The sequence below is a fragment of the Candidatus Pantoea persica genome (assembly GCF_013753875.1).
Classification (GTDB): Bacteria; Pseudomonadota; Gammaproteobacteria; order Enterobacterales; family Enterobacteriaceae; genus Pantoea; species Pantoea persica.
Window position 1 is genome coordinate 117,898 of sequence record NZ_SMDS01000010.1, and the last position, 26,542, is coordinate 144,439.

Genomic DNA, 26,542 nt, shown 5'->3' on the forward strand with positions numbered 1-26,542 from the left:
ACTATGGTCGTCCCGTTGCCATTCTTGCGCGGCGCGCGTCAGCTGCAAACTTTACGGTAGATCCACATCACCACTATGGCGCCGATCACCGCGACCACGAAGCTGCCAAAGTTAAAGCCGTCTACCCTGCCGAAGCCGAACAGGGTACTGATCCAGCCGCCGACTACCGCACCGATGATGCCCAGGATCACCGTTACGATAAAGCCGCCGCCATCTTTACCCGGCATAATCCACTTAGCGAGAATACCGGCGATTAAACCAAAGATGATCCATGAAATGATACCCATCGACTACTCCTTCCTTTTTGCGTTTAAGTTGTGACCGACTGATTAATAAGGAGAATTACAGACGTAAGTATAGACAGGAAATTGCGACCTACAGATTTTGCGCACGTAAAAAAGTGGCGCAGCCCGCTAAAGTTTCGCCTGCAATCGCCGATAACGGTCAAAGAATATTGGATTTAAGCACTGCAAATTTGCCCTTTTCTGGAGCCGGGAAGTGAAAGACGCCGATAAAGAACAGTATCTTAAACGTGGCACGCTGGCGGTACTGGGCGTAATGAAAGATCTGCTGCGTTCCGAGACGCCCTTGATGGTCGCCTTTTCACACGGCCAGTTTATCAGCCGCATGCTGGACGCCGATGAAGAACGCATTATTTTCGATCTCGGCAGCAACAATCTCGACAATGAGTATATTCTCGACTGCTGCGAGATCGGCATTTTCGCTGAAACGCAGGGCGCCAAGGTAGAGTTCGCCCTGACCACACTAGAGAAAACCACCTATGACGGCCTGCCGGCTTTCAGCGCGCCGCTGGATCTGGTGTTTTACTGCCACAGCGAGAGGCCCGACGGCCGCAAGGTGCGCTTTCGCCTGCAGGATCTCTCGCTGGGCGGCATCGGCGTGCTGGTGGATAAGCCGCTGCCGGAGGGCCTCAGCAGCGGCGACAAATTTAAAAAGCTGCGCGTCGAGCTGGGTGAATATGGCCAGTTCGAAGTCAGCGCGCAGCTGCTGCAGATCGGCGAGCGTAGCGTGGTGACCAGCAAAAACGAAACGCGCATTACGCCGCGCCTCAGCTTCCGCGTCACCGCGATGGAGCCGCTGCAGTCGCGCCAGCTGCAGCAGGTGATCTTCGTGCTGGAGCGACTGGCGCACGATAAAGCCCGTAGTTTCCAGTGATTTATCGCGATTCGCCCAGCCTTTGGGCACATCCAGGCTATCCTTCTCCTTGCTTTCTTTTTATAACCGGCTCCCTGCAAGAAAAAATCCCCCAATGGAAAACTGGCTCTCATCTGGCTATTTTCAACGCATTTTTCTTAATGAAACCGTCTGGATCAACAGCGCCATCGTGGTGGCGGGCACGCTGCTAATCTACTGGCTGCTGCGCAGCGTCATTCGCTTTATTTCCGGCCGCATCGCGCTACAGCGAGCAGCGCCACGTGTGCATCACCTCGATTCTGGTAGAGATCCTGCGCAGCACCAGCCAGCTGCTGCTGATTTTTTCGCTGCTGATCGCCCTGCGCTTTGTCGATGTGCCCGCCAGCTGGAGCAATTTTATTTCGCACGGCTGGTTCCTCGCGTTCGCGGTGCTAGCTGGCGATGTGGAGCGATTGCGGCATACGACTGTGGCTGCATAAACCTGCTGCGGCGACCCGCTGCACGTGCGCAACCCGGTCACCACGGTGATCCTTGGCATTCTGCTGCGCGTAGTGGGGTGGAGTGGGTAATGATGCTGCTCGCCATTCTGTTGAATATGGGCATCAATATCACTTGCTGGTGGCGAGCCTCAGCGTCGGCGGTATCGCCATCTCGCTGGCGATTCAGACGGTGCTGAGCGACGTCTTCGCCTCGCTGGCCATCGGCTTCGACAAGCCCTTTAAGCACGGCGATTTTATCGTGTTTGACGACATCGCCGGTTCGATTGAGCATATCGGGCTGAAAACCACGCGACTGCGCAGCCTGAGCGGCGAACAGATCGTCTGCTCCAACACTATTCTGCTACAGCAAACCATTCACAACTACAAGCGCATGCAGCAGCGGCGCATCCTATTACGCTTCGGCCTGACCTACGGCACGCCCTCCGCGCAGGTGCGCGAGGTGAGCCAGCTGGTGAAGGAGATTATCGAGGGCGTTGACACCACCCGCTTCGACCGCGCCCATTTTTTTCGCCTTCGAGGATTCGAAGCTGACCTTTGAAGTGGTCTATTTCATGCTCGACGCCGACTACAACAAATATATGGATATCCAGCAGGAGATTAACCTGCAGCTGATGGCGGCGCTAGAGGAGCGCGATATTCGCTTCGCCTCCCCGATCTGTCAGATGGAGTTGAGCGGCGGACGCATTCAGGTCAAGGGCATTTCGCCCGCTCGCAAAGACAGCATAAAGCATCCATGCGCCTCGGCCCGCGACATCCTTGTCGCGGGACGCTTTGCTCTTCGGGCGAAACGCCCTTTCCCTTTGGCTATGGTGCGACTGTTTATAAGCTTTGTAATAGTAAATAGTCATGTCGGGCTTTTCAGGCGGCTAATAAACCCAACACGTGGGTGATATGGACCGAAGAGTAAAGCGTCCCGCGATACCAGCTCACCAGAAAATGGCGCAGATGATCGAGGCACCACTCCGCCTCGTTGCGCTGCTGGCAGTAGTACATCACCGTGACCTTTTCGTATGTCCGCTCGCGCTGACGCAGCGGCGACCTGCCCCAGTCCAGCACGCAGCGCGCGAGATTAATCAGGGCATCAGGCGCCATGGTGTGCTGCGCCGCCTGCTCGCACAGGTAGCGCCCAAACGCCTGATCCAGCGCGAGAGTCTCCTGCTGCGCCACCGGCAGCTCTGGGCGAAAGGCGAAATAAACAGACCCGCATACCGCATCGTCGCGCTGCTCCAGTCGCAGGCGAGGGTCATAAACAGCCCCTCCTGCAGATTGACCTCCTCCAGCAGACGGCGCAGATTCGCCGACTGCGCAAGCACCGCAATCTCATCAATACGATCCGTCTGCAACGTCAGATCGATGCCGCACGTGTTCAGCGAACCATCCTCGTTGTGCGTGGCGGGGAAGGGAAATCGATATAGCCGTTATTATCAGTCGCTTTTCCATATCATATAAGGGTGAGCCTGCAGCCTGACGAGCCCTGGCAATAAACCATCCGGCTGCCGGACGCACGCTTAAGGGCATGTCCAGGTCATCATGGTGTTTTCATGCGGATTGATCAGGCGGAACTGCTTATCCGACAGGCGCTGGGCGTAATAGCCTTCGGCTGTGACGGCTGAGGGCACATATTTGAAACGATCCTGCGATTGCAGTGTCCCACTCTGCACGTTTACGCCGTCGCGGCTGACGGTAAAGGCGCTGACGAGGTCGAAAATCGTCGCTTGAGTATGGCCCATCGGCTGGCCGTAGATGCTGCTGACCTCGCCCGCGCACTTCACCCCTTTCGAGCCGGAAGCGCAGCCGGCGAGCAGCGTAATAAAAATGACAAAGGTGAGTCGCAACATATCCTGTACCTGCTTCTGTCCCTGGGGATCCCGTGGCGCTGATTTTATCGCGTTGCGTGCCGGCTACGTTGATTATAGCAGGTCTGGCGCGGCTTCCCATTGACAATTCGATTAATTGTTAAGCGTTATGCGTGCCAGAGGGTGACTTGAATAGCACATTAAAGGTATTCTTGCAATCTTTGCGCACCAGTTGGGCGATTTAAGGAAAATGAATGAAAGAAGAAGAAGCCAGTCTTATGATTATTCGTCATGCGATTGAGAAGCTTGAGGTTGATAAAAAGCAGCAGGTGATGGCCTGCGTCAGGGAAATTCGCGCAGGCGTTCGACGAGGAAAATGCCTCACTGGCGCTGATGCTGATTGCCGCTGATGTAGCGGCAGAATAGGTTCAGGTCCGGCTCCGCAAGACGGGGCCGGACGTTTTAGCGGTTCATCTCGGCCACCAGCCAGCGGTGGATGGCGCCGACGATATAGGCCTGCTGCGCGCCGTTCAGCGGCTGATGCGCGGCAATATGGTGCCATTTCTGGGAAAGAGGAGCTATGAAAAAACACTGATGCTGGTTGGTACGTTAAGCCTTGGCCTAATGCTGGCTGGCTGCGCCAACGACCACGTAATCCACACCAACGACGGCCGCACCATTGTGGCACAGGGCAAGCCGATGGTGGATGAGGACACCGGTATAATCACCTACAACGATGTCTTCGGTAAAGAGCAGCAGATCAATCGCGACACCATCAAAGATATGTCGGAAGTCGGCAACTGACGACAGGCTTTGATATATTTTCAGCCCGCCTCGCACAGGCTGTTTCGCTTTTTCGCCCCGTCAGATGTGTTATCTGAATTACCAGATAAATCAAATAATAACCTCGACGGAGTTCGATAATGAAGCCTTTGCTCATCGCGCCCGGCCTGCTGAGCTGCCAGGTTACGCCCGCTTGGAGCGAAACCCAGTTTCAGATTACCTGTCCCGGCCGACCCACCATGACCATCTCCCGCGCCAACTATGGCCTGAGCACCCTGACCTGGCCGCAGCACTACTTTCAAATTGCCGCCGGCCAGCAGCGCACCCGCCTGCAGGATGGCGACAAGGTGGCGATTACCCGCTTTCGCAACGGCGACCAGCTGATCGTCAACCAGGGGAGCGAGGAGACCTTCTTTGTTTACCGCGACAGCGACCGGCTGTTACCCTGTAGCCGCAGCGAAACCCGCGATGTCGACCAGCTGTCGCTGGAGCCTTATGACGATCGCGACCATCCGTCCTCTTAACCGCCTTAGCAGGAGCGCCCATGTAGCTGAACGTTACGGATGCGGTCACGCATCACGATCTGGACGAGGTACGTCTCGGCCTCAACGCCTATAACAGCCGCTTTATCGATATCAGCGAGTTCAAATCCCTCGGCGTGTTCGTTACCGACGCGCGCGGCGGCAAGCTGGCTAGACTGACGGGATCGACCAGCGGCAACTGGCTGCGCATCGATATGCTGTGGGTCAGCGACGCGCTGCGCGGGCAGGGCGTCGGCACGCAGCTGATTCAGGCGGCGGAAGAAGGAGGGGCGGCCATTCTATGAAAAGCTGGGCTACTCGCTGCGCTTCAGCCTGGACAACTACCCGCGTCACCACCAGCGCCACTACCTCATCAAAGCGCTCTGATCAAAACAGCGGCTGCTGCTCCGCCTCGTCAATCGCCGCCAGCCAGCTTTGCAGCGTAACCCGCACCCAGGAGAGATGGCCGCGCGTGGTGCTCATCAGCACCACGTCGGGCCGCAGCGTGCGGTAAAACTCCAGCGACTGCCGCAGCTTGTGCGGATTGCTCTCCGGCACCAGCACGGTGATCCAGTGGTCGTGATCGCGCGTCAGGGTATCGACGACGAACAGGTAGCTGTGACCGAGCGGCGAGTAGTAGAGATAGCTGCTGTGGCCCGGCGTCGGCAGCAGGTGAAAATTGCCAAAGTAGGTGTCGGCATGGAGAGAAGGTGTCGTCTGGCTCGATAATGCGGCTGACCGGCCCCAGCGAGCGGCTGTGGCAGTAAAGGGCGCTGCTGCAGGGCGAGGGCGCCGGGCGCGGCTTCGTGCCAGTGGGTCAGATAGTGGCGGATCACGCCGCCCGCATCCGCCAGCACCTCATGATCGAGCGGATGTTCGACGCGGCCAATCAGCAGGTTGCCGCGCGGATGACGTAGCATAAAGGCGTGCATCATCAGGTCGTTAACGGTTTCTTCCAGCGGAAATTCCGGCGTGAAGATCCACAAATCGTCAAACAGAGGCTTCAATGGCGATCTCCCTGAGAACGGCTTAATGCTCGGGTAATATGGGATGGCCAGTGGCCTGCAGCGTGGCCAGGTGGTCAGCCACGCGTAAGTGCGCGCGCGCGCCGAGCGGCAGCGTCACGGTATCCGCATCGTGGCCGAAAACGAGATCGCTTACTACCGGCAGGCCGGTGGCGTCGCGCAGATATTGCCAGACGCCGGCAAAATCGAACCCGTTGTCGTAGTCGCTCAGCGCGGTGCTGGTAAAGCTGCCAGTGATAATGGCGCGCTGCCGCGCCAGCACGCCGCTCTGCTGCAGCTGGATCAGCATGCGCTCGACGCGGAAAGTGTGCTCATTCACATCCTCGATCACCAGAATGCCGTCGTCGAACTGCGGCAGCCACGGGGTGCCGATCAGCGAGCAGATCATCGCCAGATTGCCGCCCCACAGCGTGCCCTGCCACTCGCCGCTGTCCGGCGTTGCGCTTTGCCAGCTCACATTGACTGTAGGCGATGTCAGCGCCTGCCAGAAGTGGCGCAGGGTAAATTCAGATAAAGCCTCCGCGCCGAAGTTGCCCGCCAGCATCGGCGCGCTGAAGCTGACGAGGCCGCACTGCGCCAGCAGGGCGAGCTGCAGGGCGGTAAAGTCGCTGTGGCCGCACAGGGCCAGCGGCTGGTTGAGCAGCCGGCGCTGTAAGGCAAGGTAGTCAATCTGCGCTAGCAGACGGCTGGCGCCGTAGCCGCCGCGCACCGCCAGCACGATGTCGGGCAGCGTCTCGAGCTGAGCCAGCTGGTTGAATTCGGCGAGCCGCTCGGCGTCGCTGCCGGCGAAGCGCTGAAAGCGCCGCGTGATGGCCGCCAGATTATCGACCCGATGGCCCGCCGCGCGCAGCCGCTCGACGCCGCGCCATGCGGCGGGCTGGTTGTGACAATAGCCGGAGGGGGAAACAAGATGAATTGCGCATGAAATCATAACTATTTTCCTGCAGTTAGCGGGCGTATATCGCGCCGATGATGACGAAAAGCGCGACGTAAGTCACTGCGCGGCACGGTTTTTAACACGATTAGGATAAACGGTAATTTTGCTGCGGCGCGCGCCAGGTATGATAGCCTGTGCCACTACTGCATCAGGATGAAAAAATTGCTGAAATTCCTCTACCTTGCGCTTTCCTCGCTGCTGCTGGCAGGCTGCGCCAGCAAGCCGCCAAAACAGGTCGTCAAACAACGCAATACCCCGCTCACCCAGGCGCCGCCGAGCAATATCAATGCCGCCTGCTCGATGTTCACCGAAGATGCCGCCAGTCATTATGGTGTGGATGAGAAGCTGATCAGCGCCATTATCACTGTCGAGTGGGGCGGCAATCCCCGCGTGCAAAGCCTCGACGGCGGGCCGTGAGGTGTACCGCGTGCAGGGACGCCGCGGGCAGTTTTCCAATGCGGAGCTGCGCTATCCGGCGAAAAATATCGATATCGGTACCGCCTATATCAAAATCCTGCAGCAGTCGGCGCTGGCCGGCATTCGCGACCCGCTGACGCTGCGCTACGCCACTATCGTCTCCTACGCCAACGGCGCCGGGGTGCTGCTGCTCACCTTCTCCTGCGACCGGGATCGCGCCATCGCCATGATCAACGCCATGTTGCCAGACGAATTTTATCAACACGTGCAGAACAAGCATCCCGCCGCGCAGGCGCCGCACTACCTCTGGAAGGTCACCACGGCGTACCGAACCATTTAACGGCTTACTCCACCAGCGGCCGCGCGGTGGGGTAATCGACAATCAGTACTTTGACGTAGCCGCCGTGCAGCGCGCCGCGGATCGTCAATGGTGGCGCAGCAGAGCGCCAACTGGAGCCAGACCGAGGCGTTCAGCCGCATGGAGAGCATCCTGCAGAAAAAACCGAACATCGTCGGCGTCATCTCCGGCAACGACACCATGGCGCTGGGCACGGAGGCGGCGCTGAAGGCGGCGGGCAAAACCAACGTCATCGTGGTGGGCTTCGACGGCAGCGGCTACACCCGCGACTCCATTATCAACAAGGGCAACATCAAGGCCACGGTGCTGCAGCCGGGCTGGGCGCAGGCGCAGATGGCGGTAAAGCAGGCGGACTACTACCTGAAAAACGGCAAGGTGCAGAAGGGAGAGAAACAGCTGATGGAGTGCGTGCTGATCGACGAGAGCAACGCGTCGCAGCTGAAAACGGCAACAACGGCTTCGGCCGCATCGGCGCCGGCAGCTTTTTTGGCTTGCCTTACGCCATCGGGATGATGGTGCTGCTTGCACTTGTCGCCTATATTGCGCGCCGCCTGCCCGTTTGGCCGTCAGGTCTACGCCATCGGCGATAACGAGCGCGACGCCGAACTCTCCTACGTCAAGGTCAAACAGGTGAAGATCTAAATCTATACCCTTTCCGGCCTCTGCGCGGCGATCGTGGTGTCGTCGCAGCTGGTAGCAAGCCATCCGGCCAATGGCACCTCGTGTGAGATGAACGCCATCGCGGCGGTGGTGCTGGGCGGCACCATTCTCGGCACGCTGGTGAGTGGCTTTGTCATTGGCTTCCTCGCCGATGGCCTGATTATTATGGGGGTCAGCGAGTTCTGGCAGATGGTGATCAAAGGTATCGTCATCATCGCCGCCGTCATTATCGACCAGATGCAAAACCGCATGCAGCAGAAGGCGCTGATTGAGGAGGGCAGCGAGGCAAAACGTTAATCGGTGGCGGTGCAGGGCGTGACTTTTTCTGCTTCCCTTTTTTTACCCAGATTAAATATATATTCGTCATTGATTTTAAATTCAGCGACGCGGTGAACCGCGGCATCGACCTGGTGCCGGTGGTGGCGGACTCCACCTCGACGGCGAAAATTTCGCCCTTTATCAAGGCGTTTCCCGACCGGCTGGTCAGCGTCGGCATCGCCGAGCAGACGCTCGGCGGCAAGATTGCCGTCACCTGCAACGCCGAGCCCTTTTTGATCTCGCGCGCCAACGAGCAGGTCAAGGTCGATGTCTGCTATAACAACATCAACGTCAAGCTGTTCGGCCTCAACGCCAGCACCCACCACAGCATCGACGATATCGCGGTGATGCGCGGCTTCGGCAATATCGAAATCTACGCCCCCTCATTACCCGCTTGAGTGCCGGCAGATTATCGACTACGCCATCGATCACGTCGGCCCGGTCTATCCGCCTCGACGACAAAGATCTGCCGCAGCTGCATGACGAAAGCTACCGCTTCGCGCCCGGCAACATCGACCTGCTGCGCGAGGGCAAGGATATCGCGCTGGTGGCGATAGGCTCCACGGTGCATGAGATCGTGCAGGCGGCAGAGTTGCTGGTGGAGAAAGGGATCTCGGCGGGTGTGATCGGCGTTCCATCCATCAGACCCTGCGATACTCAACAGCTGCGCAACCTGTTAAATCACTATCCAGCCGTGATCAGCGTGGAAGAGCACAACGTCAACGGCGGCGTCGGCAGCTTGGTGGCGGAAGTGCTGGCGGAGGGCGGCTGCGCCATTCCGCTGTTGCGTCTGGGCATTCCGGACGGGCAGTACACCATCGCGGGCGATCGCGCCTCTACCCGCGCGCATTGCGGCATTGACGCCGCGAGCGTCGTCAACAGCGCAGTGCGAATTTGTTCAGGAGCCTGACTATGGAAGACGCCCTTATTCTGGCGATTGACGAAGGCACCATCAATGCCAAAGCGATCGCCGTCAATCGCTAGGGCCGCGCGGTGGCGCGCGGCAAGCCAGCCGCTGACGCTCGCCCATACGCAGCCGGGGCTGGCGGAGCAGGACGCGCTGGCCATCTGGCAGGCGGTCAAGCAGGCGGCAGCCGACTGCCTGGCGCAGTGCGGCGGCGCGCCCGTGGCGGCGGTGGCCATCAGCAACCAGCGCGAGTCGGTGCTGATCTGGCAGCGGCGCGACGGCAGGCCGCTGACGCCGCTGGTGAGCTGGCAGGATTGCCGCTCGGAGGCCTTCTGCCGCGACCTGCGCGCCGCGGGCAACGCCACACGCATTACCGGGCTGACCGGACTGGCGGTAGATCCAATGTTCCCGGCGGCGAAGCTGACCGGCATGCTGGCGGCGATCCCGGACGGTGCGGCGCGCGCGGCGGCGGGAGAGTTCTGCATCGGCACGGTCGACAGCTGGCTCAGCTGGCAGCTCAGCGCAGGGGAAACTTTTGTCACCGACCACGCCAACGCTGCGCGCACCCAGCTCTACAGTCTGCACAGCAGGGGGTGGGACGAGGAGCTGCTGCGGCTGTTTCAGCTGCCGCGCGCCGCGCTGCCAGCCATCGTGCCGTCGGCCAGCGTGCAGGGCGTCGTGGCAATCAGCGATATTTCCGGCCTGTCGCCCGGCACGCCGATTCTGGCGCGCATCGGCGACTCCCACGCGGCGTTGCAAGCGCAGCGCCGTGGCGACGAGGAGGTGGTGAGGGCGACCTATGGCACCGGCTCCTCCCTGATGATGTCGATGGCGACGCCGCTGCTCACTGACAACGGCCTCAGCACCACCATCGCCTTGCTAGGGAAAATGCTCGGCATTCAGGACCCGCGCGAGCTGACCGCGCTGGCGCAAACCACGCAGCATAATCAGGGCATCTATTTTGTGCTGGCGCTCTCCGGGCTGGGAGCGCCCTGGTGGAATCTTCAGGCGCGCAGCATGGTGTGCGGCCTGACTGATGCCGCCACGCCCGCAGTGCTGGTGTGCGTGGCGCTGGAGTCGATCGTCTTTCAGATCGCCGACGTCTTTTTCGCCATGGAGCAGGCGAGCGGCTAGCATCTTTCGGCACTCTGCGTCGACGGCAGCGCTACCGCCAACGACTGGCTGATGCAGCGGCAGGCGGACGTGCCACAGCGCCCGCTGCTGCGTGCACCTACAGCGGAAGCGCCGGCGCTGGGCTGGTGTCAGGAGGGCAGCTAGATGCAGGCGTTGCAGGGCGGCACGCGCGTCGAGCCGCGCGTGGAGCTGGCGCAGGCGATGCGGGAGAACTATCAGGGCTGGCTGGCGGCGATAGCGCGCTGCCGGTTTCAGCCGACGTGAATGTTAGCAAATGCATTAAATGAGGTCTTCAACAAGGTGTGGACGCGGGTGACAAGGTCCGATCGTAAAGACGCAAAACGCTACCCCTGGCTGCTCGGCCCGCGCAGTCTCTTGCGCGCCTGCTGTCAGCCGGCGCAAAAGGTGTAAAAAAAACGCGCAGAAGGCCAGTTTTGTCTGTCTGGGTTTAACCAAGCGGATCGCGTGCTCAAGCATGTGCTGCTCGTCGCGTTCGCTGTGGCAACGATGCTGGCGCGCGCGTCTCAGCAGGCCGAAAATCTCTTCCCGACTGGTCTCATGGCCTGATTCGGCCAGTACCACCAACGCATCGCCAATCGCGCGACACACCTCATCGTAATATTCTTAATTCAATACATCGCGTTTCATCACGCCTCCTGTTTCGCCTCGCCGACAGGCGTAAAAACCTGTCCAGAAACAGTAGTCAGGATTGGTACAGGCTGTAAACCTACGCAGGGCGGAAAGGCATCAGAAGATCAGGGGCTCGCTTAGCATGCACGTCGTCGCGCAGCAACCGGCGCGGCGCCTGAAGGCCGCGCCAGTGACGCCTTAGCTGCGGGTAGAGAGGGTTTGCAGCACGTTGAGCTGGGTCATCGCCTCCTGCATCGCGTCCATTCCCGTCGACAGGGCGCGCAGGCTGTCCAGCAGTCGGGTGATGGCGCCACGCTCATGGCGCGTTTGATGGCTCATCGCCGCAATGGTATCGGCCGCGCGAATGCTGCGCTCGTCCATATCCGTGGCGCGCTGCACCATCTGCGTGGCCACGTCGCGAATGCGGGAAATGGTGCCCACAGCCTCGCTGATGTTGCTCGCCGTCGCTTCCGCCTGCTCTCTGGAGGAGTGCGCCAGAAGACGAACCTCCCCTACTACCACGGCAAATCCCCTGCCCGCCTCGCCGGCGCGTGCGGCTTCCACCACAGCGTTGAGCGCCAGAATATTGGTCTGGAAGGCGATATTGCTGATGCCGTGCGTTATGACGTTGATGCCGTTGGAAATCGCTTCCAGATCGTCCAGACTTTCCCCCCTGCCGGCTCTGCGCAAGCTGACTATCTCTAGCGCTGTCGCTGATGGCGCGGATGCTGCTTTCCGCCAGCGTCAGTGCCTCGCCCTAGCTCTGGGTGGCCGCCTCCAGCTCCTGCTGATAGTTCACCACGCGCGACTGCACCCGGTTCAGCGCCTCCCAGCAGCGCAGCGCGCGCTGAGCGTAATGGGCGGCGTAGCTGGCGTACTCCACCGGAAACTGCGTCATCGCCTTGACGTCGTGGTGAAAAAACACCAGCGCGGAGAGCGTCTGGTTGATCGGCACGCCAAGGATTTCGCCAAAGCCAGAGAAGCCCGCGCCGGGGATCCCTTTTAAAAAATGGGCGTCGTGGAGATGTTCGGCGTTGCCTGCGCGCCGCAGGATGCAGTCATTCATCAGGATGGCCGCCGTCTTGCCGTGGCGGCGGGTAAACGCCAGCCAGTCGCGCTGCGTGGCCTGTTTGAAATCAGTCTCGCGCATCAGATAGATGCCGATCGCTGAATTCCAGATCGCAGAAAAAGTGCACGCTGTCGCCCTCAATCTTCGCCACCGAGCGAATAAAAAACGCCTCGCCCACTTTGACGGCGAACGTCAGTCCCTTCAGCCGCTCGGGGAGCTGCTGTTCGCGCAGCCCAGATGCCCAGCCAGCGCCTAGGTAAGCGGCTGCTGCTGCCCCTGCGGATTGAACACTGAGGTCAGGGTCCGCTTCAGCGGGTCGGCTTCCGCGATAAGCCAGCTTTTGTCGAGCGGCTCGAAGTTCTGACTCATGAAGGGCGCAAAGGATTTGCCCGCCGCCATCTGGCAGAACATGATCACCGCTTTGCCCTGCAGCACGCAGCCGCCTGCGCCGATCCAGGTGACGTCGAAGCGGGCGCGAAGTCTGGTCGCCAGCGCTGCATTCCCATCGCATATAGGCGGCCGCCTGCTTGTTCGCTGCTCACTGCACGGCGCCACATCGACATCCGCCCAGCTCCCCCGCTGAGCGGGGCTGCCAAAGACGCCTGACGGCACCTTGCCTTCTGCATCGGAGCGCGTTATCTGCCACTCCTGTGAAACAGCTGGTAATGATTTTTTGCCGACCATTAACGCGCTGAGCGGCGCCTTGTGCGCGGCTGGCGGGCCATCCTCCTGCATCGCGCCGGATGGCGTTAGTGCGGTTTCCGGCCCTCTGTGAGAGGAAAACGTAACAAAGGCGTAAACACTCAGTATAAACATCGGTCTTCGCTACGCTTTAATTTAAAGAGTGCTAACCGAAGGAGACGAGCTATGTTAGGAAAAATTGAAGATACCGTAAAATAAGTTGCCGGTGCCACTGCACAACAGTGGGGCGAAGCCACCGATTCTCCGCGTCATCGCGTTCGCGGCACCGCACGCCGTTATTCCAACCAGGCGACCTACGCTGCGCGCGATGCGGCAGACTGCATCAAAAACCAGGTTTAGTCCAACCCGCTTGCCGGTCTGGCGATAGCAGCTGGCGTCGGCGTCCTTCTCGGTTCCCTGCTGGGCCGTAAATAACCTGGCCTCTCCTCGCGCTTGGCGCGAGGAGTCTGGGAAGGGACTCACGTCCCTTCCTTTGTTGTTTATCCCTGCGCTGATTTCCACTGTTGTTGAGCCTGTGCCCCTGCTGTTTACCCCTGTGCATCTTCCCCGCGTTTTCTCCTCCCGCTGTGATATCGACCCACTCTGTTCCTGCTGCCGTCCTGAGCGTTTTCTCTCTCTGCTGTTGCTCGACTCTTGTTTATTTCGGCTGCTATCTCTGCCCGGTTTCATCGCCGCCCTCGCCCGACCGTTCGTAGCGACTGCCGCAAGCGCGCCATTGTCACTGAGCGCTTCCCGGCTGCTAGCGTCGCGTCACAGCGGCTACAGCCGTCGCGGCGCATCGCTTCTCTGCAGCGTCATCAGCGCGGGAATGCTGATTAGCGCCGTCGCCATCACATACCAGGCGGGAATATCCAGATTGCCGGTCTGCTTTATCAGCCCGGCGCAGCCGGAAAACAGCGCGTTAGAGAGTGAATAAGCCAGGCCCCAGCCCGGTGTAGCGCACGTGGGTGGGAAACATCTCCGCCAGCATTCCGACAACGCCCCCGGCGATAAACACCACCAGCGCGCTGAGCGCTAGCGAGGCGGCGGCGTCCTGCAGCAGGTTCAACAACGGCAAGGCGAGCAGTAAATGGTTGCCGCAAAGCCGAGATTCGAGATCACCGTGATCAGCAGCGCTTGGTAAAAACCGGCGTGCAGCGCCGACTGCAGATAGCTGGGCATGATCACCAGCCAGGTATAGCCCACCGCCGACCAGAGCATCACGCCCGCCACCGCCAGCAGGATAATCTTGACCGTCTGCGCGGCGCTGGCGCATAAAGCTCGGCGTATCCTCCATGTGCAGCCGCAGCCACAGCGCCATCAGCCCGAGCGGCAGCGCCAGGCCAGCATCGCTTCGCCGCCCATCTCCGCCTCCAGCGTCTCCGCACGCTGGTGCGGCAGCGCCAGCAGCTTCTCCAGCAGGCCAAGATGGTGCATCACCTCCAGCGTAGAGGGGTGAATGGTGTCGCCGCGAAAATCGCCCAGGAAATCGGCATGTTTTTCAATGACCACCACCTGCAGGCCAGCCGGGCCGCCGCCGACGATACAGCAGTCAGCGGAAAGTGCCTCTGGTGACATAAAAGCTCCTCGGTTATGCCACACAGTGTAGGCCAGCTGTCCGCCACAAAGTACAGACCGCTTGCAGGGATATTGCCGTCTGGCTGCCCAGCTTAAAGCTCGTGTTAATCACCTCACAATCAAGGAGAGAGCATGTCGAGATTCACAGGAAGCAACAACAACGGCTACTGTCAGGACAGCGAAATCTCCTGGGTGCACTGGGATAACCTGCCGGCCAGCGCCGAGGCGCTGCGCGAGTTTACCCGCCACATTATCCGTCTGCGCGCCGAGCAACCACTACTGCGCCGTGAAAACTAGCGCGACGGCATGGAGATCAAGTGGTTTAACGCCGGCGGCGGCTTCCAGCAGGCGGAGCAGTGGGAAGAAGGCACAACGTGCTTTTTGAGCTCGAGGGACGCAGTCTGGCGCTATTCAGACGTCCCTGATGAGATACACGCGGCAGGGGTCACCACCTGCCGCATCCTCCTAGCCTGACCCGCTCCAACAACTCCCTTGTGATGCAAATCACAATTCAGCACAATTCATCAAATTGTACAGCTATTTAAAAGCTGTACAGAAATATTTTTTTCCTTTTACCGTTAGGCTATTAGCCGCGCTTATTTCAGGAAACGATTATTTTTCTTCTCTGTCGGCATAAGTTTTATCCAGAATGGAACATTGCAAAAACCGCGTTCCCCTTACATAGTTAAATCGCATTGAATCTCTTTTAATTATTATTATTATTTTTTACAGAGAGGAATTTGTATGACTCAGCGACGTGGTGGAGCAGGTAATTTTGCCGCAAATCCGGAAAGAGCAAGGGAAGCGGGCAAAAAAGGCGGCCAAATAAGCAGTGGCAATTTTAAATATAACCGGGAGCGCGCGGTGGAGGCCGGCCGGGTCGGCGGCAAACTCAGCCGTCGCACCGCCGCCGACAAAAGCGCCGGCTAAGTGCCAGAACAAGCCGGGAGCGCTTCCCGGCTTATCCTTTCCTTTCTTCTTTTTCACGCCAGCCTTCATTATTTAATATCCTGTTTTCTTTCTTAACCTTCCAATGACCGACACGCAATAAATAAAATTCCGCCAGAAAAGCTTTATTTATCCTTTCCCGCCAGTGTAACATCATTTATTTTCGCCCGGATAAACCATTCAATTTAGCGCTGGCGGGGTCGCGACGCCACATCGGTGCTGCCGCAGCGGCGATGGCGACGTCATCGTAGCCGTCCGGCAGGTTCATCACCCGGTGTGCAGCCCGGCGGGTTGCTGCGCGGCAGAAAATCGGCGCCGAGGTAGCGCGCAATCAGGTTGCAGAGAAACTGGCGCCGCTGGCGGTAGAGCTGCCGCATGCGGCGAATATGATCCATGTAGTGTCCCTGCTGGATACCAGCGCCTTCGGCACTACCAGGTAGCCAATGCGCAACGCCGGATAGAGCGTCTTGCTGAAGGTGCCCATGTAGATAACCGGCGCGTCCGGCTCCAGCCCCTGCAGCGAGGGAAAGGGCTGCCCGGAAAAGCGGAATTCGCTATCGTAATAATCCTCCACTAGCCAGCGGTTATGGCGGCGCGCCTGCGCCTTTCCAGGCTGAGGTGCGCGCCCAGCGGATACTGGTGCGACGGCGTGACAAACACCATCTTTGGCGCTTTGCCGCGCCCGGCCGCCTCCGGGTTCAGCCCCTCTTCATCCACCGCCACCGGCCGGATGGCGAGGCCGTTGATGCGCAGCAGATTGCGGATGCCACAGTACCCCGACTCCCCAATCCAGACCACATCACCCGGATCGCACAGCACGCGCGTCACCAGATCCACCGCCTGATGAATGCCTTCGGTGGTCAGAATGCTGTCGGCGTCGGCGCGCACTGAGCGCGCCACGCGCAGGTAGTCCGCCAGCGCCGCGCACAGCGCCGGACAGCCGCCCTGGCTGCTGTAGATCAGGCGGCTCACCTCCGGCTCACGGTTAAGGCGCGCCTGGCTCTGGCTGAATAGCCTGTGCGGAAACGCCGACACATCGGGCGTGCCCGGCAAAAAGGCGCCCCACTGCCAGGGCGAGGCGTTGGCATGGCCGAGCAGCATCGCGCCGCGGCGGGAGAGGCTGACCGGCGCAGGCGCGGGCACCTCGTCCGCGCCCGCCAGGCCGTGCCGACTGAACGCCGTCTCCGGCAGCCCCTCCGCAATCCAAGTGCCGCTGCCAGTGCGGGCTGTTACATAGCCCTGCGCCACCAGGGTCTAATAGACGCTGACCACGTTATTGCGCGACAGGCTCAGATCGCGCGTCGCCGGCAGGCGGCTGCCGCCGGGAAAAACGCCCTCGCGGATAGCGTTGCGCATACAGATCAGCAGGCGCTGCTGCAGCGAGCCCCGCGGTAAAAACTGCAGATGTGCTAACAGATGATCGGCGTACAAACTCCGCAATTGGCTCTATCCTTTTGTCGGAAATTGGCTCTGGCAACTTACCTCGCCTCGCAGGTAAATAAACGTGTTTAGCGCGAGTGGTAAAGACGCTTATTGCTGAGGAGGGGGTATGGAAGGAATAAACGCCCGGCTGCAACGCCGCGAAGAGGAGGCTCTGCCGCGCGGTACCGGCAACCTGTGCAGCTGGTACTTCGAGCAGGCGGAGAACGCGACGCTGCGCGACGGCGAGGGCAACAGCTGGATCGATTTCGCCGGCGGCATTGCGGTGCTGAATACCGGTCACCGCCATCCGCGCGTGGTGCAGACGATTGCCGATAAGTTAGAAAAATTTACCCATACCGCCTTTCAGGTGGCGCCCTATGGGAGCTATATGGCGCTAGCGGAGCGGCTGAACGCGCGCGTGCAGGCAGATCGAGGGCCAGGCCAAAGCCTCCTTTTTCACTACCGGCGCGGAAGCAGTGAAGAACGCGTTCAAGGTGGCGCGCGCCGCGACGAAACGCCACGGCATTATCACCTTCGGCAACGCCTTCCACGGCCGAACCTTATATGACGCTGGCGATGACCGGCAAAGTGGCGCCCTACAAGCGCGACTTCGGCCCGATGCTCGCCTCGGTGTGGCACGCCCCCTATCCCTGCCGCCTGACCGGCATTAGCGTCGACGCTGCGCTGGCGAGCCTGCAGGAGATCTTCAGCCAGGCGATCACCCCGCAGGATGTAGCGGCGATCGTGCTGAAGCCTGTACAAGGCGAAGGCGGCTTCCATATCGCCCCGCCCGAATTTATGTCGCGCCTGCGCGCGCTGGCCGACCAGTACGGCATTCTACTGATCGCCGATGAGGTGCAGTCGGGCTTTGCCCGCACCGGCAAACTCTTTGCAATGGATCACTATGCCGTGCGGCCGGACCTGATCACCATGGCAAAAAGCCTTGCCGGCGGCATGCCCCTTTCCGCGCTGAGCGGGCGCGCGGCGATTATGGATGCACCCGGCCTCGGCGGCTTGGGGGGCACCTACGCGGGCAACCCGCTGTCGATCGCCGCCGCGCACGCGGTGTTGGACGTGATTGACGAGGAGCAGCTCTGCGCCCGCGCCGAGCGCCTCGGCGCGCAGCTGGTGGAGCACCTTGAGCGCGCGCGCCAGCAGAATCCCGCTATCAGCGAGATCCGAGCACTCGGCTCAATAGTGGCCGTGGAGTTCAGCGACGCCGCCGTCGCGATGGCGCAAGGGCTGCTGCTGACCTGCGGGCCGCTCGGCAACGTGATCCGCTTCCTCTACCCCGGAAGATCCCCGACGCGCAGTTCAGACAGGCGCTCGATATTCTCGACGCTGTGCTGCGTCGCGCGACCCCAGCCAGCGCCTGACGCCCGGCGGCCCGTGCCGCCAGAGCGAGGCACGCCCCCTGTTTTGTTTTGGCCGCGCGCTGCGCGGCCCCTTGATGCTCAGGAGATACCTTGATGACTGCAAACCGATCCAGCGATGCGCTGGCGCAGAACCTGAAGCCGCGCCATGTACGTATGCTCTCTATCGCCGGCGTGCTCGGCGCCGGCCACGCTATCGCCGAAGCGGGCCCGGCGGTGCTGCTCGCCTATGCCGCTGCGGGCGCACTGGTGGTGCTGATCATGCGCATGCTGGCGGAAATGGCCGTTGCCTTGCCTGATTCCAGCTCCTTTTCCACCTATGCGGACAGGACGCTGGGACGCTGGGCGGGGTTTACCATCGGCTGGCTCTACTGGTGGTTCTGGATATTTGTGATCCCGCTGGAGGCCGATGCGGCGGGCACGCTGCTGCACGGCTGGTTTCCGCAGATCGCCGTCTGGGTGTGTACGATCGCGGCTTTATGCCGAACGGCATTGGCGCCATGCTGGCGGCCATTCTCACCACTATGTTTTCGTTTATGGGCACGGAGATTGTCACCATCGCGCGGCGGAGTCGCGCGATCCTAGCAAGCAGATCCCCAGGCGACCAACGCGGTGATCTGGCGTATCGCCCTGTTCTATCTGCTGTCGATTCTGCTGGTGGTGGCGCTGGTGCCCTGGGATACGCCAGCGCTGCTGCAGGTCGGCTCTTACCAGACCGCGCTGGACCGGATGAATGTGCCCTGGGCACGGCAGATTGTCGATCTGGTGGTGCTGATTGCGATGTGCAGCTGCCTGAACTCGGCGCTCTATGCCGCCTCGCGCATGCTCTATTTTCTCTCTCTCTCTCTCTCTCTCTCTCTCTCTCTCTCTCTCTCTCTCTCTCGCCGTCAGGATGCGCCGGCGATCACGTCGCGCACCAGCCGCAACGGCACGCCCTGGGTGGCGGTGCTGCTCTCGACCGCCGCGGCCTTTGCGGCGGTGGTGGCCAACTATCTAGCCGTAAGGGCTGAGAAGCAGCGGAATATGGTAGTGCTGGTCGCGGCTGTCGAGGGTGAAGATCACCGGAATTTCCGGGAAAAAGGTTTTCTGCTTCGCGCTGGCGTAGTAGTCGCCGGTTTTAAAGGCCACCTTATAGGTGCCCGACTCCGCCTGCTGGCCCGCCGGATAGAGGGCGCTGATGCGGCCGTTAGCGTCGGTGATGCCGGTCGCCAGCTTCACCCAGCTGCCGTTGCGGTTCTGATCCAGCTCAACCGCGACGCCTGCAGTCGGCACGCTGGTCTGGAGATTGAGCATGTGAACACTGATGGGTTTTTTCATCGCCGCAGGTTCAGCGGCAAAGGCGAAGAAAGCGCGGCCATCACGGCAGCGGCGCAGAACGTTGACATCGTTTTCATGATTCTTCCTTTTTGTATGTTGACCCCGCTAGCCTATGCCACAATCCGCGCGGCGGCGTAAATTCGCAATGCGTATCTGAAATTTCTGAGGGCGCAGGCTGATAGAGGCTGGCGAGGCTTTCGCCTGACGGTGTGGCCGCTTTTTCGTCTCGCCGTCAGGCGCGTGTTCGCGGCGGCGGCGGGATAATTTATTTTCCGCCGTCGGCGCGTTATGGTAATTTGGAAACTCCTGTTTAATTAAGTTTCCCTATGACGTCAACGAAATCCTCGCCAGCCACAGCCAAAGAACGCGGCAGACCCCGTACCTTCGATACCGATGTCGCGCTCGATCACGCCATGGTCGTGTTTCGCCAGAAGGGTTTTCACGCCTCGTCCATGGCCGATCTGGGGGAAGCTATGGGGCTGACGGCGGGCAGTATCTACAAGGCGTTTAAGGATAAGCGGACGCTCTTTTTGCGTGTGTTTGAACGCTATATTTCCATGCGCAACGCCGACTTGCGCGCCCGCCTGCAGCACTGCCCCAACGGCAGAGCGCGCATTGCCAAGCTGCTGCAGTTCTATCTCGATTCAGCGCGGGAGATTGAGGGGCAGCGCGGCTGTCTGGTGGTCGGCAGCACCGTCGAGCTGCAGAGCCTGGACGCCGACCTTTCGGCGCTGGTGCGTCATGCGGTGATGCGCAACCGCAATTTTCTTGTTTCGCTGGTGCGTCAGGGGCAGGAGGATGGCTCCGTCTCCGCCTCGCTGGACGCCGAGACGGCGGCGGGCCTGCTGCTGTGCGTCACATTCGGTATGCGCGTGGTGGGGAAAGTTCAGGATGTGACTAACGGCGCCGAAACGATTACTATGCTGCTCAGCATTCTGGATTAATCTGCTTGCCCTGTTTGGAGGTGGTTATTTCCTAAATATCTTCCGCTCATGCTGCATACCGTTCAGCGAAGCGTTGTGCTGCGTGCAGCAGATGAAAAGTAGGTGAAACAATGTGGCCAAAACAGTATTCCTACGATTTTATCGCCTTGCAGGAGAGAGATTGCACTCCAGTGAACCGGTTGACAGCGATGAAGTGTATGCCCTGCTGGGCCGCGTCGTCGAACAAGCCTTGCAGCCTAGCGAAGAGCCGCCTTTGCAGGAAGTTATCGGCGCGCTCTATCACGCGGACCTGCGCTCAGGCGATGCGGAAACGATGGCGGCCTGCGAACGCGCCATTCGCCTGCTGGCCAGCAAAATGAACTGACGGCTGCTGCCTGTTTTTCGCCGGATCTGCTCGCAGTACCTGTCAGCGCGCCGCGCCTGACAATGTTACATTCTAATGCTTTTTAAAGGCCATAAAAAGGCTGTGCAGCGCCTGTTACGCGCCTTCGCTTATCATAACCCTTTGTAATTATTTCAATAGCATCTTTAATCAAAATATTATACTCGCTGATACAGGTAATCCTGTACAGGTTTTAAGAAATCGTATAACTTTAGCGCTGCCGTAACTGATTACATTTTCATCACAAGGATACATAAGGGTTGCTTATGCGCCAGACAGGAACTCCCCCAACCACAGCCAGTGATATCGCTCACGACTTCAGCAAGACCACACTGCCGACAGGGCAGGAAACGCTCGGTCAGATTGTGGTGGAGATCCTGCTTGCGGGTAAACAGCTCAACAGAAAGGCACTTTGCGTCAAACTGCTGACTCGCCTGGAGCTGTCATCCAGCCCGGAAGAAGAGCAGCACTATCAAAAACTGATTGGCCTGCTGTTTGGACGTTAACATTAATTTTACTGCGCACCATTGCGTTCAGGATTTTCCCGCAGCATGATACACAGTCGAGCTTGTCAGACAGGTCTTTCTGACTGTCACCGGACGCAGCCTGTGCTATACTGTAGGTTTGTCTCTCGTCGCGCTGACCTTTGAGGGGTAAATAATGTAATAAGAGATGCGGGTATGCACAGAAGTAAGATCGAGAAACTGACAGACTATGTTATCGGCGAAGCCGTCGGCGCGCTGCTTGGGCAAAACGCGTCGATTTCAGGCGCCTCGCTGGCAAGGCGCCTGACCGCAATGGCGGCGACGGAGACCGATAGCGATCGGCAGCAGGCGCTGGCGCAGGCCTTAGCTAAGGTGCGTCAGGAGTTTTCCTCCGCGTGCGCCGTCGTTGACGTGCCGCCGCGCGGCTACCGCGAACCTTCCGCGACGGGCGCGAAAAAGCACTGACGGGCGGGCATCCCGTGCGCCGGACGCCTCCGCCGACCTGCGTTACCTGACGATAGGTAGGTCGGCAAAGCGGGTGGTATAGGCGGGTAACAGCATCTCGCGCTTCATCGCCTAGCCTTGTTCGATTCCCTGTACGGCAAACCAGAGCGTTCCCCTGCCTTTTTGATTGATGCGATCGACTACCTGCATCAGGCCTCGCTGTTGGTGCGCGGGCCGTAAGGATCGAATAGCTGTAGCTGCGCAATGCCTTGGCTTAAGAAGTCGCCCAGCATGATGCCCGCTTTCATATAGCGATAGCCGTCCAGCAAGATGCGATCCAGCGCCTCCGACGCCACCCGCACGATACCGTGGGTGTCGTTGGTCGGCGTCAGCAGCTGCCCGGACGCCTGATTGCCGTAGTAGGATTCGTTTCCGGCGTGAGGGCTGGTTTTCACTAACACCGCGATTTGACGACAGTACTGCTTCTCATGCCGCAGCTTTTCCGCCGCCCGCTCCGCATACTGACACACTGCCTGGCGCACCGCATTGTAGTCGGTGAGGCGCGAACCGAACGAGCGCGAGCAGACAATCTGCTGTTTGGTCGGCGCCATCTCCTCCAGCGCCAGGCAGGGCTCGCCGCGCAGTTCGCGCACCGTGCGCTCCAGCATCACGTTAAAATGCTTGCGCATCAATCAAGAGCTTTCCGCCAGCTGCAGCGCGTTTTCAATGCCCATCTGCCTGAGCTTTTTACTGAGGCGGCCGCCCACGCCCCACACCTCCTCCACCGGCACCAGCGCCATCAGCTTGCGCTGCCGCTCGACGCACGACAGATCGACCACACCCTGCGTGCCGCGATATTTTTTCGCCGCGTAGTTGGCCAGCTTGGCCAGCGTTTTGGTCGACGCGATGCCGACGCCGACCTGCAGGTGCGTCTCGCGCAGGACGCGCGCCTGGACTTGCTGGCCGAACATCTCCAGCGGCTGACAGAAGCTGACGCCGCTTAAGTCGAGAAAGGCTTCGTCGATACTGTACATCTCCACCGCAGGTGCCATCTTCTCCAGCGTCGTCATCACGCGCAGGCTCATATCGGCGTAGAGGGCGTAAGTTGGAGCTGAAGACCTGCGCCCTATGCTGGCGCAGCATCTCTTTCAGCTTAAAAAAACGGCGCCCCCATGCTGATGCCCAGCGCTTTCGCCTCCGCGTTGCGCACAATCACGCAGCCGTCGTTGTTGGAGAGCACAACGACAGGCAGCCCTTTCAGATCGGGCCGGAAGACGGTTTCACAGTTTGCATGGAAGCTGTTCACGTCCACTGAGGCGAACATGTCAGTGCGTCGATTCAATCACGTAGGTGGCCATGCCAAACACTTCCAGCCCTACTGGCGTATTAATCGCTATCGGGCTGTGCTTGCTGTTGGCGGGCATCAGCGGGATGGAGGGATGGAGGCGAAGTTGCTTAATGGTAAATTCGCCCTCTACGGCGGCGACGATGATATCGTTATGTTTTTCCTTCAGCGAGCAATCAACGACGATCATATCGCCGTCGCAAATGCCCGCCTCGCTCATGGAGTCGCCGCTGACCCGCAGAAAATAGGTCGCGCTAGGGTGCTATACCATCAGATCGTTAAGATTGATGCGTTTTCGATGTAATCTCGCGCGGACGAGGGAAAACCACAGGGCACGTGTTCAATATAGAGCGGCAGCGGCAGCAGGTCGTAAACCTCTGCGGGGCGAATAACTTCATGAGAAAACCTCCTTTTATTCAAGGCTGTATGTAAACACAGTAACATCAAACTCCTGATTTAATCAAGGCGCGGCGGTGGCGAAAAATGAGAAGCCACTAACATCGAAGGAATTATTTTTTGTCAGCGCGCGCAGTGGCGAGAAGCTGCGCAAAATATCGACTTAATTTAAACTGATAAACTCGTTGCGCCGACGTGAGCCTGCGTTAAAAATAACCGCTTGCTGGTCAGGCGGCTGCTTTGGGGCTCTTGTCTGCGTCTGCGCAGGATGCGCCGTTCCTGCTGGCACAGATAAGTAGCGAGGCAGACAGACAGATTAGCTGAAAGCCTAAAACGCAGAGCAACCGAGAAGCGGAGAAAATTATCTCCACAACATCAGGCATCAGGCACATCTTTATCAAAATCAAATAAAATTAATTTACCCCGTGATTAAAGGTAAAAATGAATCACGTAATAAAAGGTAGACCTCTAACCGTTAGATTATGAGCTAAACATTCATTTTTAAATATATAGTGGCGAATTTTAACTATGTTATGATTAAAGCGAATTAAGATTTTAAGCCTCCACCAGAGATATTGCTCTACGAGTCGGTTAATTTCTAATATGACCCTGCCCTGCAGGGGTATTTTTGCATCCCCTCTGATTTAAAGATGCATTTTATTTGCATTGATCGCCACACCAACGCTAATTTTCCTCGGCGAACCGCCCCAAAAGCAGCTGCCTGTTATTCAGCTGCAAGCAAACAAGTCTTTACAGAGCATTCTTAGAAGTCGTTTTCAGCAGCAAAAAAGATAATAAAATTCAGGCAATAGAAATATATAGAAAAACCTAATGGTTCGATATGTAATTTTATGCTCTGCTGAAATTTTTATGGAATTTCGTCCCGCTTCGGCTAGGTTTAAAGGGCTTAGTAAAGAAATCCACATCTTTTATTGAGCGGCTGTTACTCCAACCCTTTGCCCCCGTTGGGGGGCTTTTTTGCCGTGGCGCTGGCTTTCCTCAGCGACGAAAACGTGGCTCTCTTTGTCACGCTTCGCCGCCAGTGAGGGTAGATTGCCGCATCGACAGCACAGGCCACGGCGCATTACCTCAGCCTTGCCGCTAGCCGTACGACAATGATGCGTTTTCTATCATTTGCTCGCTGATCAGACGTTTACGCACCGCATTTATTTTTAGTAGCTAGAAGCAGCCAGAGCGAGCACTGAGCCACGACTCTCTGCGTCTCCGCCTCACTATCGGCATAGCAAATAAATATCCGGCTTTTGTATTGCTTTGTTCATCCAGTGCATAAATTTCGAAGTCCGCGCCATATTTGATGTATATAACCTTGGTAAAAGAGATTTTTCCAGTAATTTATTCTTGTCTGAAACTACCTATAATTCACCTGATTATCGTTATCGCAATGACTCAATGTGTCGCTGAGCCGGCTCAGTATAATTGATAAAAAAGGGCGCGCCAGTGATGAAAAGAGTCATTTAATCGCATCCGGCGCGTCGACCGCTAACTGCTTTTGATTTAAATCAAGTAAACCAGAGGTTACGCTTCTGATTCACGCTGCGCAGCGGCTTATTCCGCCCTGAATAAATTTGATCAGGTAAAAAATAGCGCGACAAAAAAACAGGCCACCTGGCTAAAATCGCCGAACGCAGCCGTTTTTGCGCGTTTGTCCACAGAGAGTAATAACTCTCTGTCATCGCCTTCGCGCGTAACAAAATAGCCTGACGCAGAGAGAGTTATTCCTGGGCGCGACGCTGATGGCGCAGCGAAGGTTTTCTCAGGGCACGTTTATCCGCTTTTCGGCGCATCTGCCCAGCCAGGCGCGGAGAGCATGTCGCTGATAACTTCATACATCATCTGCTTGAACCAGACATCGGTCACCGGAATGGAGAGCTGCGGCCGATACCAGCCAAACTGCACTAAATAGTACCAGACCTGGGGCGACTCGCCTCCCGCCTGAACCTAGTAAAAACCTTCCTGCATACATCACTCAGTCAGCTAACACTGTGTAAAAGACACTCATGCATGCCTGATGGCAAAAAGCGTTATCCGCAGCGGATGACGTAAAGGGTTTTCCTGCGTTAATGACGACGTACCCCCCCCCAGTGAGTAAAGGGGAGCATATCTCAGCATACGCGCCGATAACTCGCCTGCTAACGGCCCGATCAGGAATCAAGTGACTGTTTTAATATTCTTTTATTACGCAGCCGGGCCGCCGTCAGGCTGACGTTAACCCAGCCCGCGGGCGCCAGGAGAGGCGCGCGAGAAACGCCTGATCAGGACAGCTACAGAAGCTATAGAGGCAAAAATAATATTTATTCCGATACTGAAAAGGGTAAATAACGCATCCTGATCAGCGGCATTATTGCCCCCCTTGCGCCAGTCCGATCGTTACGCGTTATTTATTGCAGACAGCGCCGCCGTAAGGCGCCCGCGAATGCGATCGCAGGGCAAAAAAATACCCTGTATCAACAAGGTAAATTTAAAAAACCAATAAGATAAAAATTACATTTTGATGAAGTTGTTTGAGCCGGGTCACTTAACAACACACGCGAATTAGTTTAATTCATTGAGCGCTGGCTTTTGTGATCAGGTCAACCGTCAAAAAGGCGAAGCCGCATTTCACTCTCAAAAAGAATTGGGTGTTATTCTACTGTTGTGCGCAAGAGTAACTTGTGAAATATCCGCACCTGATGCGTCCTGTTTCAGGCGCGCCGACGCCGCGTCGCGCGAATAATAAAGGGAATAAAGCACGATAAGAAAAGGCCAGTCTAAAGTGAAGCGCGCCGGCGTAAAGAGGCAACGGCAGATACAGGTGTAGACACAAAAGCCATGGCAGTAGCAGCGTCGGCAAACAGCATCGCGTCAGTAAGAGCCAGAGGAAAACAGGATAAGGATGTGCCGGAGGGATCGGCGGGCAAATCGCCCCGAACGCCGGACGGCATTCAGAGCGAGAGAGCTTTGCTTACATGCTTGCGATGATCAGCAGGTATTTTGCCTGCTTACCATACGAATAAAGA

General features: G+C 58.4%; 16 protein-coding genes and 20 pseudogenes. 20 read left to right on the forward strand and 16 right to left on the reverse strand.

The features are described from left to right. Window positions 1-38: 38 nt before the first annotated feature. On the reverse strand, window positions 39-287 hold the full coding sequence (locus tag EIO60_RS02625) for a GlsB/YeaQ/YmgE family stress response membrane protein (protein WP_258575841.1): 249 nt from the start codon (window positions 285-287) through the stop codon (window positions 39-41). A gap of 211 nt (window positions 288-498) precedes the next feature. Between EIO60_RS02625 and EIO60_RS02630 the strand changes: the two genes are divergently transcribed. Next, window positions 499-1,176 (forward strand): flagellar brake protein, encoded by a 678-nt coding sequence (locus tag EIO60_RS02630; RefSeq protein ID WP_258575842.1) that lies wholly within the window; start codon window positions 499-501, stop codon window positions 1,174-1,176. A 94-nt stretch (window positions 1,177-1,270) separates the two neighbouring features. Continuing rightward, window positions 1,271-2,374, forward strand: a pseudogene (locus EIO60_RS16005) (mechanosensitive ion channel family protein); the annotation flags it as partial. Between the two features lie 139 nt (window positions 2,375-2,513). On the opposite strand, the pseudogene EIO60_RS02650 reads toward EIO60_RS16005, so the two are convergent. Continuing rightward, window positions 2,514-3,066, reverse strand: a pseudogene (locus tag EIO60_RS02650) (hypothetical protein). Between the two features lie 97 nt (window positions 3,067-3,163). Further along, window positions 3,164-3,493, reverse strand: coding sequence for a hypothetical protein (locus EIO60_RS02655; protein WP_258575846.1), 330 nt, complete (start codon window positions 3,491-3,493; stop codon window positions 3,164-3,166). Window positions 3,494-3,705: 212 nt separating this feature from the next. Between EIO60_RS02655 and EIO60_RS02660 the strand changes: the two genes are divergently transcribed. Then, a complete protein-coding gene (locus EIO60_RS02660) occupies window positions 3,706-3,861 on the forward strand; it encodes a hypothetical protein (RefSeq protein WP_258576070.1) in 156 nt (51 codons plus the stop codon). Between the two features lie 52 nt (window positions 3,862-3,913). On the opposite strand, the gene EIO60_RS17225 is transcribed toward EIO60_RS02660, so the two are convergent. Further along, window positions 3,914-4,033 (reverse strand): DUF4186 family protein, encoded by a 120-nt coding sequence (locus tag EIO60_RS17225; RefSeq protein WP_508278738.1) that lies wholly within the window; start codon window positions 4,031-4,033, stop codon window positions 3,914-3,916. 12 nt (window positions 4,034-4,045) lie between these two features. Here EIO60_RS17225 and EIO60_RS02670 point away from each other — a divergent pair, with 12 nt between their 5' ends. The 3 genes and pseudogenes from EIO60_RS02670 (at window position 4,046) to EIO60_RS02680 (ending at window position 5,142) form a co-directional block, all read left to right on the forward strand. Continuing rightward, window positions 4,046-4,255 (forward strand): YgdI/YgdR family lipoprotein, encoded by a 210-nt coding sequence (locus EIO60_RS02670; protein WP_258576046.1) that lies wholly within the window; start codon window positions 4,046-4,048, stop codon window positions 4,253-4,255. A gap of 119 nt (window positions 4,256-4,374) precedes the next feature. Continuing rightward, window positions 4,375-4,758: a hypothetical protein gene (locus EIO60_RS02675; protein WP_258575847.1), complete on the forward strand. Its 384-nt coding sequence runs from the start codon at window positions 4,375-4,377 to the stop codon at window positions 4,756-4,758. A gap of 26 nt (window positions 4,759-4,784) precedes the next feature. Continuing rightward, window positions 4,785-5,142: pseudogene (locus EIO60_RS02680) on the forward strand (GNAT family N-acetyltransferase). Here EIO60_RS02680 and EIO60_RS02685 read toward each other — a convergent pair. Then, window positions 5,143-5,762, reverse strand: a pseudogene (locus EIO60_RS02685) (MBL fold metallo-hydrolase). A gap of 22 nt (window positions 5,763-5,784) precedes the next feature. Next, window positions 5,785-6,711 (reverse strand): muramoyltetrapeptide carboxypeptidase, encoded by a 927-nt coding sequence (ldcA, locus tag EIO60_RS02690; protein ID WP_258575848.1) that lies wholly within the window; start codon window positions 6,709-6,711, stop codon window positions 5,785-5,787. Between the two features lie 159 nt (window positions 6,712-6,870). Between ldcA and EIO60_RS02695 the strand changes: the two are divergent. The 5 pseudogenes from EIO60_RS02695 (at window position 6,871) to EIO60_RS02715 (ending at window position 10,775) form a co-directional block, all read left to right on the forward strand. After that, window positions 6,871-7,474 (forward strand): annotated as a pseudogene (locus tag EIO60_RS02695) (transglycosylase SLT domain-containing protein). Between the two features lie 87 nt (window positions 7,475-7,561). After that, window positions 7,562-8,005 (forward strand): annotated as a pseudogene (locus EIO60_RS02700) (substrate-binding domain-containing protein); the annotation flags it as partial. Continuing rightward, a pseudogene (locus EIO60_RS02705) lies at window positions 7,939-8,449 on the forward strand (ABC transporter permease); the annotation flags it as partial. The pseudogenes EIO60_RS02700 and EIO60_RS02705, both read left to right, overlap by 67 nt. A 50-nt stretch (window positions 8,450-8,499) precedes the next feature. Further along, window positions 8,500-9,380: pseudogene (locus EIO60_RS02710) on the forward strand (transketolase family protein). Between the two features lie 2 nt (window positions 9,381-9,382). Further along, a pseudogene (locus EIO60_RS02715) lies at window positions 9,383-10,775 on the forward strand (FGGY family carbohydrate kinase). A gap of 180 nt (window positions 10,776-10,955) precedes the next feature. Here EIO60_RS02715 and EIO60_RS02720 read toward each other — a convergent pair. Both EIO60_RS02720 and EIO60_RS16010 read right to left on the reverse strand, forming a co-directional pair. After that, window positions 10,956-11,159, reverse strand: a pseudogene (locus EIO60_RS02720) (DUF2767 family protein); the annotation flags it as partial. A gap of 180 nt (window positions 11,160-11,339) precedes the next feature. After that, a pseudogene (locus EIO60_RS16010) lies at window positions 11,340-12,678 on the reverse strand (methyl-accepting chemotaxis protein); the annotation flags it as partial. A 399-nt stretch (window positions 12,679-13,077) separates the two neighbouring features. Here EIO60_RS16010 and EIO60_RS02740 point away from each other — a divergent pair. Continuing rightward, window positions 13,078-13,326 (forward strand): annotated as a pseudogene (locus EIO60_RS02740) (ElaB/YgaM/YqjD family protein). 345 nt (window positions 13,327-13,671) lie between these two features. On the opposite strand, the pseudogene EIO60_RS02745 reads toward EIO60_RS02740, so the two are convergent. Both EIO60_RS02745 and EIO60_RS02750 read right to left on the reverse strand, forming a co-directional pair. After that, window positions 13,672-14,233 (reverse strand): annotated as a pseudogene (locus EIO60_RS02745) (MFS transporter); the annotation flags it as partial. A gap of 11 nt (window positions 14,234-14,244) precedes the next feature. Further along, window positions 14,245-14,469, reverse strand: a pseudogene (locus EIO60_RS02750) (FAD-dependent monooxygenase); the annotation flags it as partial. 147 nt (window positions 14,470-14,616) lie between these two features. Here EIO60_RS02750 and EIO60_RS02755 point away from each other — a divergent pair. Together EIO60_RS02755 and EIO60_RS02760 are read left to right on the forward strand one after the other, a co-directional pair. Beyond that, window positions 14,617-14,844: pseudogene (locus EIO60_RS02755) on the forward strand (glycogen debranching protein GlgX); the annotation flags it as partial. Between the two features lie 369 nt (window positions 14,845-15,213). Further along, window positions 15,214-15,399, forward strand: a complete 186-nt coding sequence (locus EIO60_RS02760) for a con-10 family general stress protein (RefSeq protein WP_258575851.1) — start codon at window positions 15,214-15,216, stop codon at window positions 15,397-15,399. A 31-nt stretch (window positions 15,400-15,430) separates the two neighbouring features. Here the strand turns inward: EIO60_RS02760 and EIO60_RS02765 are convergent, their stop codons facing one another. Then, the gene (locus EIO60_RS02765; RefSeq protein ID WP_258575852.1) at window positions 15,431-15,574 is read right to left on the reverse strand and encodes a hypothetical protein; all 144 of its coding nucleotides are present in this window, start codon (window positions 15,572-15,574) and stop codon (window positions 15,431-15,433) included. Window positions 15,575-15,637: 63 nt separating this feature from the next. Continuing rightward, window positions 15,638-16,857: pseudogene (locus tag EIO60_RS02770) on the reverse strand (aminotransferase-like domain-containing protein); the annotation flags it as partial. Between the two features lie 109 nt (window positions 16,858-16,966). Between EIO60_RS02770 and gabT the strand changes: the two are divergent. After that, window positions 16,967-18,215: pseudogene (gene gabT / locus EIO60_RS02775) on the forward strand (4-aminobutyrate--2-oxoglutarate transaminase). 93 nt (window positions 18,216-18,308) lie between these two features. Continuing rightward, a pseudogene (locus tag EIO60_RS02780) lies at window positions 18,309-19,211 on the forward strand (amino acid permease); the annotation flags it as partial. On the opposite strand, the gene uraH reads toward EIO60_RS02780, so the two are convergent. Beyond that, entirely contained in the window at window positions 19,206-19,529 is a 324-nt protein-coding gene (uraH, locus tag EIO60_RS02785) for a hydroxyisourate hydrolase (protein WP_258576047.1), read from the reverse strand. The pseudogene EIO60_RS02780 and the gene uraH overlap by 6 nt on opposite strands. Before the next feature lie 326 nt (window positions 19,530-19,855). Here uraH and EIO60_RS02790 point away from each other — a divergent pair, with 326 nt between their 5' ends. From EIO60_RS02790 to EIO60_RS02805, 4 genes are all read left to right on the forward strand, one after another. Next, entirely contained in the window at window positions 19,856-20,473 is a 618-nt protein-coding gene (locus EIO60_RS02790; protein WP_258575853.1) for a TetR/AcrR family transcriptional regulator, read from the forward strand. A 160-nt stretch (window positions 20,474-20,633) separates the two neighbouring features. Next, the gene (locus tag EIO60_RS02795; protein ID WP_258575854.1) at window positions 20,634-20,837 is read left to right on the forward strand and encodes a hypothetical protein; all 204 of its coding nucleotides are present in this window, start codon (window positions 20,634-20,636) and stop codon (window positions 20,835-20,837) included. A gap of 284 nt (window positions 20,838-21,121) precedes the next feature. Further along, window positions 21,122-21,361, forward strand: a complete 240-nt coding sequence (gene ycgZ / locus EIO60_RS02800; RefSeq protein WP_258575855.1) for a regulatory protein YcgZ — start codon at window positions 21,122-21,124, stop codon at window positions 21,359-21,361. A gap of 174 nt (window positions 21,362-21,535) precedes the next feature. Then, window positions 21,536-21,805 carry a hypothetical protein gene (locus EIO60_RS02805; protein WP_258575856.1) on the forward strand — a complete coding sequence of 90 codons (270 nt, stop codon included), beginning with the start codon at window positions 21,536-21,538 and terminating at the stop codon, window positions 21,803-21,805. Window positions 21,806-21,847: 42 nt separating this feature from the next. Here the strand turns inward: EIO60_RS02805 and umuC are convergent. From umuC to EIO60_RS02820, 3 genes and pseudogenes are all read right to left on the reverse strand, one after another. Continuing rightward, window positions 21,848-23,108: pseudogene (umuC, locus tag EIO60_RS02810) on the reverse strand (translesion error-prone DNA polymerase V subunit UmuC). A 1-nt stretch (window position 23,109) separates the two neighbouring features. Continuing rightward, a pseudogene (gene umuD, locus EIO60_RS02815) lies at window positions 23,110-23,573 on the reverse strand (translesion error-prone DNA polymerase V autoproteolytic subunit). A 1,737-nt stretch (window positions 23,574-25,310) separates the two neighbouring features. Continuing rightward, window positions 25,311-25,442 carry a hypothetical protein gene (locus EIO60_RS02820; protein ID WP_258575857.1) on the reverse strand — a complete coding sequence of 44 codons (132 nt, stop codon included), beginning with the start codon at window positions 25,440-25,442 and terminating at the stop codon, window positions 25,311-25,313. Between the last annotated feature and the right edge of the window lie 1,100 nt (window positions 25,443-26,542).